Here is a 14687-nt window from a genome sequence, read left to right as displayed (position 1 = left end):
TTCTCTTTTTTAATAAAATTATGAAATGGAATTTGAAATATAATAACTACATGTTAATTTTTTTCAACATTTATCTTAAAATTAACTTCATCTATTTCGATTTCGTTAAAATTTGAAAGTGAAGATACAATTTCTATTTTATTTGACAAGACTTCAGAAGAAATATATTCCTCATTTTTCTTAATATCACTCAGGAAAGGAGAGCTTTCTTCTAATGTGATTGAAATTCTGTCTGTCAGTTCAAAGTCCTTCTCTTTTCGCAAGTTTTGAATTCTGTTGATGAATTCTCTTGCAATTCCTTCAGATTTTAACTCATCGGTTAATGTCAAATCTAATGCCACAGTTGTTTTACCATCAGAAGTTACCGTCCATCCCGGGATATCTTTTGTAGAGATTTCTACATCATCAAGAGTGATCTCATATCCCTGAACGTCTATCTTTCCTTCTTTTTCCAGACTGGAAATCTGTTCTGCAGTAAGATTGCTAATTTCGGCACCTACCACCTTCATGTCTTTTCCTAATTTAGGACCAAGCGCTTTGAAGTTTGGTTTTATCTGTTTTACAATTAAGTGAGATGCTTCTTCAGCATTGATTAACTGTAGTTCTTTTACGTTTACTTCCTGTTTGATCAGTTCTGCTACGGCAAGAATCTGCTCTTCAGTTTTCTTATCCAATACAGGAACCAATACTTTTTGTAACGGCTGACGAACTTTTACATTTTCTTTCTTTCTCAATGAGAAAACCATACTTGTAATGTTCTGAGCCAAATGCGTTTTTTCAACCAGATCCTGATCAATTAGACTTTCATCAGCTACTGGGAAGTCTGTTAAGTGTACAGATTCACAGTTTTCTTTCCCTGTTACTTTATTTAAATCCTGATATAATTGATCCATAAAGAATGGAGCAATAGGAGCAGATAGTTTTGCAACCGTCTCAAGACAAGTGTATAAAGTCTGATAAGCAGAGATCTTGTCATCAGAATAATCTCCTTTCCAGAAACGTCTTCTGCATAATCTTACATACCAGTTACTTAAATTATCGTTCACAAAGTTACTGATCGCTCTTGCTACTCTTGTAGGTTCATAGTCTTCATAGAAAGCTTTCACTTCTTTGATCAGAAGATTCAGTTCAGAAAGAACCCATCTGTCAATTTCAGGACGGTTTTCCACTTCTTTTTCTGAATAGTTGAAGCCATCCACATTCGCATATAAAGCAAAGAATGAATAGGTATTATAAAGTGTTCCAAAGAACTTTCTTCTTACTTCGTCAATTCCTTCAATGTCAAACTTCAGGTTTTCCCATGGGTTTGCATTCGAGATCATATACCAACGGGTAGCATCTGGTCCGTACACAGAAAGGGTTTCGAACGGATCTACAGCATTTCCTAAACGTTTTGACATCTTCTGTCCGTTCTTATCCAGAACAAGACCGTTACTCATTACATTTTTATAAGCAACAGAATCAAAAACAGCAGTTCCGATTGCGTGAAGTGTATAGAACCATCCACGAGTCTGGTCAACACCTTCTGCGATGAAATCAGCAGGGAATGCTTTATTGTTGTCGATTAATTCTTTATTTTCAAAAGGATAATGCAGTTGAGCATAAGGCATAGAGCCTGAATCAAACCAAACGTCGATCAAGTCGCTTTCACGTTTCATTGCTTTTCCTGAATCAGAAACCAATATTACTTTATCTACTACATTTTTGTGAAGATCCACAAGCTCATAGTTAGACTCAGCCATATTTCCGATGATGAAACCTTTGAATGGGTTTTCAGCCATCACTCCAGCTGCAATTGATTTCTCGATTTCATTGTATAATTCTTCTACAGAACCGATGATCTTTTCTTCTTTCAGGTCTTCTGTTCTCCAGATTGGCAACGGAATACCCCAATATCTTGAACGGGAAAGATTCCAGTCGTTTACATTCTCCAACCAGTTGGCAAAACGTCCTTCTCCGGTAGCTTTTGGTTTCCAGTTGATTTCTTTGTTCAAATTAACCAGTCTGTCTTTTACAGCAGTCATTTTTACAAACCATGAATCCAACGGATAATACAATACTGGTTTGTCAGTTCTCCAGCAATGTGGATAAGAGTGAACATATTTTTCTACTTTGAAAGCCTTGTTTTCCGTTTTCAACAAGATCGCAAGTTCTACATCCCAAGATTTCTCAGGAGCAGCTCCTTCATCGTAATATTCATTTTTGATATAGGTTCCGGAGAATACCTCAGGAACATTCTCTCCTTTGATGAATTTACCCTGTAAATCTACCAATGGTACAAGATTGTCATTTTCATCCTTCACCAACATTGGCGGGATCTCAGGTTGAGCCATTTTAGCAACTCTCGCATCATCAGCACCGAAAGTAGGGGCAGTATGAACAACACCTGTACCGTCTTCTGTTGTTACAAAATCCCCCAGGATTACTCTGAATGCATTTTCAGCATTATCGTTTGGCGTAAACCAAGGAACTAATTGCTCGTATCTCGTGTCAACAAGTTTTTCTCCTGTAAACTCTTTTAAAACCTTGAAAGGAATTACTTTAGCTTCCGGAGTATAGTTGGCAAAATCTTCATCTGTGCCTTCTGTAAATTTTTTACCGAAAACTTTAGGTAAAAGGACTCTTGATAAAACAACAGTTACAGGCTCAAATGTATATTGATTGAAAGTTTTAACTACAACATATTCAATATCTCTACCTACAGTAAGAGCGGTATTGGATGGCAATGTCCATGGAGTCGTCGTCCATGCAAGGATATGAACAGCTCCGTCAACATCATTAAATAATGCTGAAGAGTCTTTCTTTACTTTGAACTGAGCTACAACCGTAGTATCTGAAACATCGCGGTAGGTTCCAGGCTGATTCAACTCGTGAGAAGAAAGTCCTGTTCCTGCTTTCGGAGAGTAAGGCTGGATGGTGTACCCTTTATACAACAAGCTTTTGTCGTATAACTGTTTCAACAACCACCAAACCGTTTCCATATATTTTGACTTGTACGTGATGTACGGATCATCAAGGTCTACCCAATATCCAATCTTCTCCGTAAGGGTATTCCATACGTCTGTATAGCGCATTACCGCTTCACGGCAAGCTCTGTTATAATCTTCAATAGATATTTTTTTGCCAATATCTTCTTTAGTAATTCCTAATTCCTTTTCTACACCCAGTTCCACAGGAAGACCATGCGTATCCCAGCCTGCTTTACGGAAAACCTGTTTCCCGTTCTGAGTCTGGTAACGGCAGAAAATATCTTTCAATGCTCTTGCCATTACGTGGTGAATTCCAGGCATACCGTTTGCTGAAGGTGGACCTTCATAAAAAACAAACTCAGGATTTCCCTGACGAATCTCAACACTCTTATTGAAAGTTTTATTTTGTTTCCAAAATTCCGCTACATTCTCTGCTACGTCAATAAGGTTGAGGTTTTTGTATTCTTTAAATTGGCTCATTGTAAATATCTCAATATCGTTGATTAATTAAGTCTGCAAATTTACTAAATTTTGTCGGTTTATAATATATGTTTTATTTCGATATATTCTATTAAAAAGTTCAATTTCAGAAATATAAATGGGAGAGGTGATAAAAAGCAAATGGTGAATGATCAATAAGTGAATTTTTCCGGCTGTTTTTCATGTGAAATTTTATGCAAATTGTTCAATAGAAATGGGCTTTAGCTCGTTTGGGAATGGCGAAATGCTCCGTTGGCTTTAGCCCAAACTTAAAAACAAATTCTAGCAATTATTTCCCATAATTCTATGTGAGAATCTGAAAAAAAATAGAGCCATCTCTTAAAAATTCGTACATTTAAATAGACCTATAAAACCAAATGCTGTATGAAAACCTTTTATCAACTGATGCTTTTTGTTTGTTTTATCAACACAAGTATTGTACAGGCTCAAAATAATTACCCTCAGAATTATTTCCGAAACCCATTAAACATTCCCATGCAGCTGGCGGCTAACTTTGGAGCTGTAAGGACAAATCACTTTCATATGGGACTTGATTTAAGAACCAACAGTCAGGAGAATTTGCCGGTTTTAGCAGCAGCAGAAGGTTATGTAAGCAGAATAAAAGTAGAGCGGTACGGATTTGGAAATGCCGTGTATATTACGCATCCTAACGGGTATACCACAGTGTATGCTCACCTGAACAAATACTTCAATAAACTTGATGAATATGTAAAGGAAAGACAATACAAAGATGAAAAATGGGAGCAAGACATTACTTTTCAACCCGGCCAATTTCCTGTGGAGAAAGGACAGCAAATTGCATTGAGTGGAAATACGGGAGGCTCCGCTGGTCCACATTTACATTTTGAAATAAGAGACACCAAAACAGAAGAATGCCTTAATCCTTTACTTTTCGGTTTTGCTATTCCTGATACTGTTGCACCTATTATCAGCGGCCTGTATTGGTATGACAGACGTTTCAGTACTTATGAACCTGGCGCGAATGGAATTGCAGTGAAAAAAGCTGGAAATGTTTATACTTCTAACCTCATTCAGGTTAATTCTCCAGAAATAAGTTTTGCTATTAAAGCTGTAGATAAGGCCAATCAAGGTTTTAATCTGGGGATTTATCATGCAGAACTATTGATGGATGGAAAGCTGATTTATAGTTTTAAAATTGATAAGATACACTATGATGATACCCGATATATCAACGGCTGTATAGATTATACTAAATTCATCAGGGATAAAATGGGAATTCAGCATTTGGCTGATTTACCGGGGATGAAACTTCAGAATTACAGCACTCCGAATTTGACAGGGATAATCAATCTTCAGGATGAGGAAGTTCATAACATTGAAATAGTACTGAAAGATACGAGAGGAAATACAAGTCGGTTAACAACAAAAGTTCAGTTAAATAAAATTTCGGACAAGGTATCTTCTACAGGGAAAACTGTAATGCCTAATGAAGGAAAAACAATTTCCACCGAAAATGCAGAGATTAATTTCAGCAAAAACGCAGTCTATGATCCGGTAAATTTCAATGCCCATGAAAAACCGGATACGGATCCCAATGCTATTTCAAATAGTATCGTTTTGCATAGCCCATACATTCCGGTTCAGGACGAATATACTTTGAAAATAAAACCCAATAGAAAATTAACTGCCGCTGAAAAAGATAAAGCCGTTATCCTCCTTGATTACGGCAGTGATAATAATGTGGTAAAAGCAAAATGGAATGGTGACAGGGCAGAAGGGCAGTTCAATAGATTAGGTACAGCAAAATTATTGATAGATAATACCCAGCCGTCTGTTTCATCAGGTTGGGCTGAAGGAGCATTGGTGAATAACAGTTCTTTATTATTAAAAGGAACAGCGAAAGTGGGAGATATTATTTCATTCCGGGCTGAACTGGATGGGAAATGGCTTCGCTTTGCCCGGGTAAAAGATAATTTTGTCTATACTTTTGATGAAAAATGTACAAAAGGTTCTGGTGCTCATACTTTAAAAGTAACAACCATAAATACCGCTGGAAATGCAAACATACAAACCTTTACCTTCCAGAGATAAATAATTTTTTAATACTTAAATCTTTTAATTTTAATTAAATAAATTTGCTCTTTAAAAATTAAAATCATTGGAATTTCATCCGTCAATCGAGAAAGCAGGCATTCAGGAAATCAAACTATTTCAGGAAGAAAAACTTCATGAACTTTTGATTTATCTTGAGGCTCATTCACCTTTTTATCAAAAACTGTTTAAAGAAAATAATATTCATATTGCTGATATTCGTACTTTGGAGGATCTTCAGAGAATTCCTACCACCACAAAGAATGATCTCCAGCAGTATAATCATGATTTTTTCTGCATAACACCAGATAAAATTGTCGATTACAGTACCACTTCCGGAACGTTGGGAGATCCGGTTACTTTCGGGCTTTCCGATAATGATCTTGAAAGGCTTGCTTATAATGAAGCGATTTCTTTTGCCTGCGCAGGAATTCAGAAAGGAGACGTTGTTCAGATGATTACTACCATAGACAAAAGGTTTATGGCAGGACTTGCTTATTTTTTAGGTTTAAGAAAAATGGGGGCAAGCGTTGTGAGAATGGGTCCTGGGATTCCTGAACTGCAATGGGATTCTATTTTCAGATACAAGCCTAAATATTTGATTACCGTTCCTTCTTTTCTGTTGAAAATGATTGACTATGCTGAAAAACATGGATTGGATTATAAAAATTCAAGTGTCTATGGAGCTGTATGTATCGGAGAGAGTATCAAAAATCAGGATTTTACGGATAATATTCTCTCACAGAAGATCAAAGAGAAGTGGAATATAAAACTTTTTTCCACCTATGCTTCTACCGAAATGAGTACCGCCTTTACTGAATGCGAATTCCAGATCGGAGGACATCACCACCCGGAATTAATTATCACAGAAATTCTGGATGATAATGGAAATCCTGTAAAAGAAGGAGAAAGTGGAGAACTTACGATCACAACTTTAGGCGTTGAAGCAATTCCTTTGCTAAGATTTAAAACCGGAGATATTGTAAAAGCACACTATGAACTATGTCAATGTGGGAGAAATACAATGAGATTAGGGCCTGTAGTAGGGAGGAAACAGCAGATGATCAAATACAAAGGAACAACGCTGTATCCGCCGGCAATGAATGATATTCTGAATGATTTCAATAATATTTTATGCTATCAGATCGTGATTCAGGCTAATGAAATAGGTCTTGATGAAATTATCATCAAACTAAGTACCGAAGAAGAACATGACAGCTTTGTCAATGAGGTAAGAGACCACTTCCGCGCAAAGTTGAGAGTAAGTCCGAAAATTGAAATCATTGATTTTAATATTCTATCTAAAACTGTTTTTAATCCAAACAGCAGAAAGCCAATTACTTTTATTGATTTAAGATAAAATTAAACCTGAAAAAAGACCTAGAGCTGTATTTTTATATATCTTTGGTCACTTAAATATTAGAGCTAATACACTATGAAAAAATTATTATTGCTACTTTTTGTAGCTATTGCAACGACAACATTCGCCCAAAATAAAATTAATATTGAATCCGGGAATTTTGACTTTCTGAAAGATCAGACTGAGATAAATGTTCAGTATAAATTTGAAAAGCCACTTTTTCAGGCAGATAATTATACTGAAGCCCAATATCTTGAAAGAAGAAAGGCAGAAACGTTGGCTAAGAAAGGCGAAGAATCCTGGAAAGAATGGGATGAAGAGTGGCAAAAGCATAAAGAATCTGTTTTTTTAGATAGATTTATTCAAGGACTAAATGGCAAAGCGAAAAAAATAAAATTCAGTAAAGGTGTTGCGGCAAAGTACACATTAATACTAGATACAAAGTGGATCTATGCCGGATGGACAGGATTTGTAACGCAGCCCGCTAAATTAACCTCAGAATTGATATTTGTTGAAACTGAAAACCCATCTAAAGTGTTAACTAAAATTCAAGGTGATAAGATTGAGGGGATAGGAAGTAAAGTTAGTTATCATATGGAATATGGAAGAATATCTGCAGCATATGAAAAAACAGGAAAAGAATTAGGAAAAGCTATTAAAAGTGCTTTAAAATAAAACAAAAAACGGTCTGAGAAATTCAGACCGTTTTTTTTGTGGTCAATAATTAATAAAAGTAAATATCTTTGAGTACTTAAATAGTAAAACTAATACACATGAAAAAATTATTATTGATTACGTTGTTGATCATGATGACAATGGCTTTCGGACAGGAGAAAATGAAACTCACTTCAGGAGATTTTAAAGCCTTAAAAGATCAGAAAGAAGTGAATGTAGAACTTAGATTTGACAATGTACTGTTTATGAAAGAAAACTTTACTGAAGCTCAATATCTGGAAAATAGAAAAGAAGATGTTCTTGCCAATCCGAAAAGAGGAAAAGAAGGATGGAAAAAATGGATTGGAGAATGGGAACGATATAAAAAAGAAGAATATATCAACTACTTTACAAAAGGCTTAGGCAAATACTATAAAGATGTTACATTTAAAAAAGATGGTTCTGCTCATTATACTTTAATTGTAGACACAAAATGGCTTTCCCCCGGATGGCATGGCGGAATGATCGTAATGGAAGCACAAGTAAGCGGAACCATAAAATTGATGGAAGCCGGTAATCCATCGGTCGTTTTGGCTGAAGTGGAGCTGAACCAATTTGATAAATTTATTCAGAGTAAGGAAGAGGTTATGGAATATGGAAGAATTGCTACCGTATACGAATCCGCGGGAAGATATCTGGGAAAAGAAATCAAAAAATCTATGAAATAATAAAAAACGGTCTGAAAATTCAGACCGTTTTTTTATGCTTGGTTTTGCTGTTCCTGTTTTTCTAGTTTGATCAGGTTGGCAAGGTTTTTAATCACTGTATCGTGCTTTTTTACAAAAGGATTGTCTTTATTCCAGACATACCCTGCTAAAACAGCACAGATCTTTTTCTTTACGTCCGGATTTTCCGGCTGGTGAAAGAAAAGCTCCTGAAGATTTCCAGTATACCATTCTTTTACATACGTGGTAAAAACATCTACTCCGTATAAAATATAATCAGTGTATTCTGTCTGCCAGTTGATTTTTTCTCCGTTTAATTGTCTTAACGCAAGTTTTGCGGCCAGCATTCCGGATTCTGTGGCAAAAGCCATTCCTGAAGAGAATACCGGGTCAAGGAATTCTGATGCATTCCCCGTTAAAGCAAACCCATCTCCGAATAAACTTTTTACCGAACAAGAGTAATCTTTCAGGTGTTTAGGCTCAAAAAGGAATTCTACATCCCCAAAACGTTTTACATAATAATCAGAAAGAGAAATAGCTTTTCTTAAAGCCTCGGCTGTATCTCCGTTTTCAGATAATTTGTCAATATATTCAGTAGGGCCTACAATTCCTAAGCTTGTATTTCCATTGGAAAAAGGAATTACCCAAAGCCATACTTCTGTTTCAATGATGTCAAAAGAAATTAAAGTCCCTTCCTCTCCCTGTTCTCTGTTGCTATCATTTACATGGGAAAAAATAGCAGAGTGAGGAGATAATTTTGAAGGTTTTTCAAGGTCCAGCAGACGAGGCAGTACTCTTCCGTACCCACTGGAATCAATAACAAACTTTGCATGGATCTCTTTCGTTTCTCCATCCTTATTTTTTACCGTCGTCACAGAATCTGTTCCGTTAAATTTTATGTCAATAACTTCAGTCTCAAATTCAAGATCAACTCCTTTATTAATAACTTCCTGAGCAAGGGTATTATCAAAATCAGCTCTCGGAACCTGCCAGGTCCAGTCCCAGCCTTCCCCGAATTTGTTGCTGAAATCAAAAATGCAGACTTCATCACCGCGAAGAAAACGTGCCCCAAGCTTTTTTTCAAAGCCCATTTTGTCTAATGCAGGGAAAAGTCCGGCCTCTTCAAAGTGATCCATTACCCTCGGAATTAAGCTTTCACCCACTACGAGTCTTGGGAATTTTGTCTTTTCGACTACTTTTACGCTGACGTTATTGTTCTTCAGGTATGAAGAAGACACGCATCCGGAAGGTCCAGCTCCGATTACAAGAACGTCAACAAATTCTTTGCTCATCTTTGATTTTTTATTTTAATAATAACTTTTATCTTTGCCGCAAAATTAGTGACAAATAATTAATATTTTACAAAATTATCAACTATTACTTTTAATTGATGAAAATAAATAACTTTTTAGAACTGAAAGACTTTCAAAAAATTATCATTGAGAATGAAAAAATAGAACTGGATGAATCACTTTTATCAAGAGTGGATAAGAGTTTTCAGTTTTTAAAGGAGTTTTCAAAAAATAAAGTAATATATGGTGTAAACACCGGTTTTGGGCCAATGGCTCAGTTTAAAATCAGTGATGAAGACACTCACCAGCTTCAGTATAACCTGATAAGAAGCCATTCTTCAGGAATCGGAAACCCTTTGCCTGCAGATGAGGTGAAAGCATGTATGCTGGCAAGACTGAATACCTTATCATTAGGGAATTCAGGAGTACACCAATCTGTTGTTTATCTTCTTCAGGAGCTGATCAACAGAGATATTACCCCATTGATCTTTGAACATGGAGGAGTAGGAGCAAGTGGTGACCTTGTTCAGCTGGCTCACATGGCTTTGGTACTGATAGGAGAAGGAGAAGTCTTTTATAAAGGAGAAAGAACATCAACGAAAAAGGTTTTTGAAACAGAAGGATTAGAACCGATAAAAGTAGAGATTCGTGAAGGACTTGCTTTGATGAACGGAACTTCCGTGATGTCAGGAATCGGTATTGTGAATGCTTATAAAGCCAATCAGCTTACAGATATTTCCCTGAGACTTTCTTGTGCCATCAATGAAATTGTACAGGCTTACGATGACCATTTATCTGAAGCACTGAACGGAACCAAAAGACATTACGGTCAGCAGAAAGTAGCAGAAAGAATGCGTGCTCACCTGGCAGACAGTAAACTGATCAGAAAAAGAGAAGATCACCTTTATACCCATTTTAAAGAACAGGAAAAGGTATTCAAAGAAAAAGTTCAGGAATATTATTCTTTACGATGTGTTCCTCAGATTTTAGGTCCGGTACTGGACACTTTGGAATATACGAAGAAAGTACTTGAAAATGAGATCAATTCAGCCAATGATAATCCGATTATCAACGTTGAAGACCAGCACGTTTACCACGGAGGAAACTTCCACGGAGATTATATCTCTCTGGAAATGGACAAACTGAAAATTGTGGTAACCAAACTGACAATGCTTGCAGAAAGACAGTTGAACTATCTTCTGAATGCTAAAATCAATGAAATTTTGCCTCCTTTTGTAAATTTAGGTAAATTAGGTTTCAATTTCGGGATGCAGGGAGTACAGTTTACGGCAACTTCTACTACGGCAGAAAGCCAGATGCTGTCGAATTCTATGTATGTTCACAGTATTCCAAACAATAATGACAACCAGGATATCGTTAGCATGGGAACCAATGCTGCGGTGATCTGCAGAAAAGTCATTGAAAATGCTTTTGAAGTATTGGCGATTGAAGCCATTACAATCATTCAGGCTGTTGAATATCTTGGGTTCCAGGATAAGGTTTCGTCCTCTACAAAAGAATTGTATGATGAAATTAGAAAAATAATTCCTGCTTTCTCAGATGATATGGTGATGTATCCATACCTGGAGGAAGTGAAGAAATATCTGAAAGGAATGTAACTATTAGCTGTCATGGATTGTCTATTCAATTAAAGACACTCTTTCAACTTAAAAAAACTAAAAACGATATAAACACTAACGCATGAAATGTGCAATTGTAACAGGAGGCTCCAGAGGAATCGGGAGGGCAATCTGTATAAAACTGGCTGAAGAGAAAAACTATCACATTCTTATCAACTACGCTTCAAACGAAACCGCAGCTAAAGAAACATTGGCTAAAGTAGAAGAATTGGGTGCTACTGGAGAAATCCTTAAATTTGATGTAGGAAATACCGAAGAGACAAAGACTGTTTTAACAGACTGGCAGGAGAGAAACCCTGGCGCAGTAGTAGAAGTAATTGTCAATAATGCCGGAATCACAAGAGACGGTCTTTTTATGTGGATGCAGAAAGAAGACTGGAACAGTGTAATCAATACAAGTCTGGATGGGTTCTTCAATGTAACCAATTTCTTCATTCAAAAGCTGCTTCGTAACAAATACGGAAGAATCATCAATATGGTTTCAGTATCCGGAGTAAAAGGAACAGCAGGTCAGACAAATTACTCAGCTGCAAAAGGTGCTGTAGTAGGTGCTACAAAAGCTCTTGCGCAAGAAGTTGCCAAAAGAAACGTTACTGTGAATGCAGTAGCTCCGGGTTTTATCAAAACAGATATGACTCAGGAGTTCAATGAAGAAGAATTGAAAGCTATGATTCCTGCCAACAGATTTGGAGAAGCAGAAGAAGTGGCAGATCTTGTAGCATTTTTAGCATCTAAAAAATCTTCTTACATTACAGGAGAAGTGATTAATATTAACGGAGGAATTTATTCATAATAATCTAACAATATACCGATGTACCAGTGTACCAATGTTGAATGAATCTCAATAAAATATTGTTACATTGTTAAACTGCTACATTGTTAAATTAAATATAAACAAATGGAAAATAGGGTTGTAATTACCGGAATGGGAATTTATTCCTGCATCGGGACGTCTTTAGAAGAGGTCAGGGAATCCCTATATCAAGGAAAATCCGGTATTGTTTTAGATCCGGACAGAAAAGAATTTGGTTTTAGGTCAGGTCTTACAGGCGTTGTTCCAAAACCTGATCTTAAAAACCTTTTAAACAGACGCCAGCGTGTCAGTATGGGAGAAGAAAGTGAATATGCTTATCTGGCAACCATGGATGCATTGAAGCAGGCAAATCTGGATGAAGAGTTCCTGGATTCTCATGAAGTGGGGATCTTATACGGAAATGACAGTGTTTCCCAGGCAGTCGTAGAATCTATTGATATTGCAAGGGAAAAGAAAGATACTACATTGATGGGGTCGGGAGCGATCTTCAAATCAATGAATTCAACGGTGACAATGAACCTTTCCACCATCTTTAAACTGAAAGGAATTAACCTTACCATAAGTGCAGCATGTGCAAGCGGTTCGCACTCGTTGGGACTGGCCTATATGATGATCAAGAATGGTTTTCAGGATATGATTATCTGTGGAGGAGCTCAGGAAACCAACAAATATTCTATGGCGAGCTTTGACGGATTGGGAGTTTTCTCAGCCAGAGAAGACGAGCCTACAAAAGCTTCCAGACCTTTCGATGCAGAAAGAGATGGATTGATTCCAAGCGGAGGTGCTGCCAGTCTGATTGTTGAAAGTTTAGAATCTGCCCAAAGAAGAGGTGTTCCGATCCTTGCAGAAATTATTGGGTACGGTTTCTCTTCAAACGGAGGGCATATTTCAACACCCAATGTAGATGGACCTGCTTTGGCAATGGACAGAGCACTTAAACAATCAGGATTAAAAGCTTCAGATATCGATTATATTAATGCTCATGCAACTTCTACCCCTATTGGTGATGCCAATGAGGCAAAAGCAATCTATGAGATTTTCGGAGGTGAAGTTCCGGTAAGTTCTACCAAATCTATGACCGGACATGAGTGCTGGATGGCAGGTGCAAGTGAAGTGATCTACTCAATTCTGATGATGCAGAATGATTTCGTTGCTCCTAACATTAATCTGGAAAATCCTGATAATGAAGCACAAAAGATAAATTTGGTCGCAAAAACAAAAAATCAAAAAATTGATGTATTTTTGTCGAATTCTTTTGGGTTTGGGGGAACCAATTCTGCACTAATAGTTAAAAAATTTGATTAAAAACATGGAAAGGGAAAAAATTGTTGCCATTGTTAATGATTTTCTGGTAAATGAATTCGAGGTAGACGGAGACGAAATCAGTAATGATGCCAACCTTAAAAATACACTGGGCTTAGACAGCCTGGACTATATCGACATGGTCGTCGTGATCGAATCCAATTTCGGAGTGAAATTAGGAGAAGCAGATTTCAAGAAAATGATAACATTTGATGATTTCTATACAACGATTGAAAACAAGATTGCTGAAAAAAACGCGTAGTTATTGAGTACATCTTTATTCTATAAAAAATGAGCCAATGTAATAATATCACTGTGTTCCGGTAACGAACGCTTTAAAAAAAGATAGTATTACATTGGTTCTCTGTTATATTAAATTCTATATATGAACAAGTGGAAAGGTAAATCTAAAGGAACAGTACTCGGATACAGAATATTCGTCTGGTGTATTAGAAATATCGGGATCAGAAGTTCATATGGCGTGCTTTACTTTGTGGCAGCCTACTACTCGCTGTTTCAGAAAAAGAGTAATCAATATATTCTCTATTACTTTCAAAAAAGACTGAACTACGGATACTGGAAATCCAAAGCTTCTATATTTAAAAGTTATTTTACCTTCGGAAAAGTTCTGATTGATAAAACCGCTATTTCTGCCGGGCTCAGAGGTAAATACACTTATGAATTTGACGGTATTGAAAACCTCAGAGATCTTTTGGCGGCTAAAAAAGGAGGTGTCCTCATCAGTGCGCATATCGGTAATTTTGAAATTGCAGAGCATTTTTTCGCCGATATTGATTTTGACTGTCAGATTAATCTTGTAACTACAGATCAGGAAGTTACCGTCATTAAGGAGTATCTGGAAAGTGTTGCCGTAAAAGAGAGTAATATCAAATTTATTTATGTAAAAGAAGATATGTCGCATATCTTTGAGATCAACAAAGCTTTGTCAGATAATGAACTGATCTGCTTCACCGGAGACCGCTATTTTGAAGGTTCCAAATATCTGGAAGCAGAACTGCTGGGAAAAAGTGCAAAGTTTCCGGCCGGTCCGTTTTTGATTGCCTCAAGATTAGGAGTTCCCGTAGTATACGTGTATGTGATGAAGGAAAATAATCTTCATTACCACCTGTATGCAAGAGTAGCTCAGAATATCAAGAACCGTGATTCACAGGGGCTTTTGCAATCGTATGTTCAAAATCTTGAAACCATGGTGAAAAAATATCCGCTTCAGTGGTTTAATTATTTTGATTTTTGGGACGATATAGATTAATTTTTCTATTTTTATCCCCTAAAAACTAACGAAAAACTAAAAACCATTAAGATTTACTGAGAATTAAGATCATTAAATAGTATTTTCCAAATAAAATTTCTTTGTCTA

General features: G+C 36.6%; 11 protein-coding genes. 9 read left to right on the top strand and 2 right to left on the bottom strand.

Annotated elements, in window-relative coordinates:
- Nucleotides 1–53: 53 nt before the first annotated feature.
- A complete protein-coding gene (gene ileS / locus AC57AW_RS00280; RefSeq protein ID WP_496350413.1) occupies nt 54–3449 on the bottom strand; it encodes an isoleucine--tRNA ligase in 3396 nt (1131 codons plus the stop codon).
- A 384-nt stretch (nt 3450–3833) separates the two neighbouring features.
- Between ileS and AC57AW_RS00275 the strand changes: the two genes are divergently transcribed.
- The 4 genes from AC57AW_RS00275 to AC57AW_RS00260 all read left to right on the top strand — a co-directional run bounded on the left by AC57AW_RS00275 (nt 3834) and on the right by AC57AW_RS00260 (nt 8264).
- Complete coding sequence (locus AC57AW_RS00275; RefSeq protein ID WP_496350412.1) at nt 3834–5522, top strand: M23 family metallopeptidase; 1689 nt, start codon at nt 3834–3836, stop codon at nt 5520–5522.
- A 67-nt stretch (nt 5523–5589) separates the two neighbouring features.
- Nucleotides 5590–6882, top strand: coding sequence for a flexirubin biosynthesis putative acyl-CoA ligase FlxY (gene flxY, locus AC57AW_RS00270; protein ID WP_496350411.1), 1293 nt, complete (start codon nt 5590–5592; stop codon nt 6880–6882).
- Between the two features lie 75 nt (nt 6883–6957).
- On the top strand, nt 6958–7557 hold the full coding sequence (locus tag AC57AW_RS00265) for a hypothetical protein (RefSeq protein ID WP_496350410.1): 600 nt from the start codon (nt 6958–6960) through the stop codon (nt 7555–7557).
- A 98-nt stretch (nt 7558–7655) separates the two neighbouring features.
- A complete protein-coding gene (locus AC57AW_RS00260; RefSeq protein WP_496350409.1) occupies nt 7656–8264 on the top strand; it encodes a hypothetical protein in 609 nt (202 codons plus the stop codon).
- Between the two features lie 32 nt (nt 8265–8296).
- Here the strand turns inward: AC57AW_RS00260 and AC57AW_RS00255 are convergent, their stop codons facing one another.
- The gene (locus tag AC57AW_RS00255; RefSeq protein WP_496350408.1) at nt 8297–9553 is read right to left on the bottom strand and encodes an NAD(P)/FAD-dependent oxidoreductase; all 1257 of its coding nucleotides are present in this window, start codon (nt 9551–9553) and stop codon (nt 8297–8299) included.
- Nucleotides 9554–9651: 98 nt separating this feature from the next.
- On the opposite strand from AC57AW_RS00255, the gene flxA reads away from it, so the two are divergent.
- From flxA to AC57AW_RS00230, 5 genes are all read left to right on the top strand, one after another.
- Nucleotides 9652–11172 carry a flexirubin biosynthesis tyrosine ammonia-lyase FlxA gene (gene flxA / locus AC57AW_RS00250; RefSeq protein WP_496350407.1) on the top strand — a complete coding sequence of 507 codons (1521 nt, stop codon included), beginning with the start codon at nt 9652–9654 and terminating at the stop codon, nt 11170–11172.
- 82 nt (nt 11173–11254) lie between these two features.
- Complete coding sequence (gene flxB, locus AC57AW_RS00245; protein WP_496350406.1) at nt 11255–11986, top strand: flexirubin biosynthesis SDR family reductase FlxB; 732 nt, start codon at nt 11255–11257, stop codon at nt 11984–11986.
- A 105-nt stretch (nt 11987–12091) separates the two neighbouring features.
- A complete protein-coding gene (locus tag AC57AW_RS00240) occupies nt 12092–13312 on the top strand; it encodes a beta-ketoacyl-[acyl-carrier-protein] synthase family protein (RefSeq protein ID WP_496350405.1) in 1221 nt (406 codons plus the stop codon).
- A 4-nt stretch (nt 13313–13316) separates the two neighbouring features.
- Complete coding sequence (locus tag AC57AW_RS00235) at nt 13317–13571, top strand: acyl carrier protein (protein ID WP_101240639.1); 255 nt, start codon at nt 13317–13319, stop codon at nt 13569–13571.
- A 123-nt stretch (nt 13572–13694) separates the two neighbouring features.
- Nucleotides 13695–14579, top strand: a complete 885-nt coding sequence (locus AC57AW_RS00230) for a lysophospholipid acyltransferase family protein (RefSeq protein ID WP_496350404.1) — start codon at nt 13695–13697, stop codon at nt 14577–14579.
- The last annotated feature ends 108 nt before the right edge of the window (nt 14580–14687 follow it).

This window comes from Chryseobacterium sp. BGA-UO-ETr-SB22 (assembly GCF_059567885.1).
This window is presented reverse-complemented; position numbering and strand designations above follow the sequence as displayed.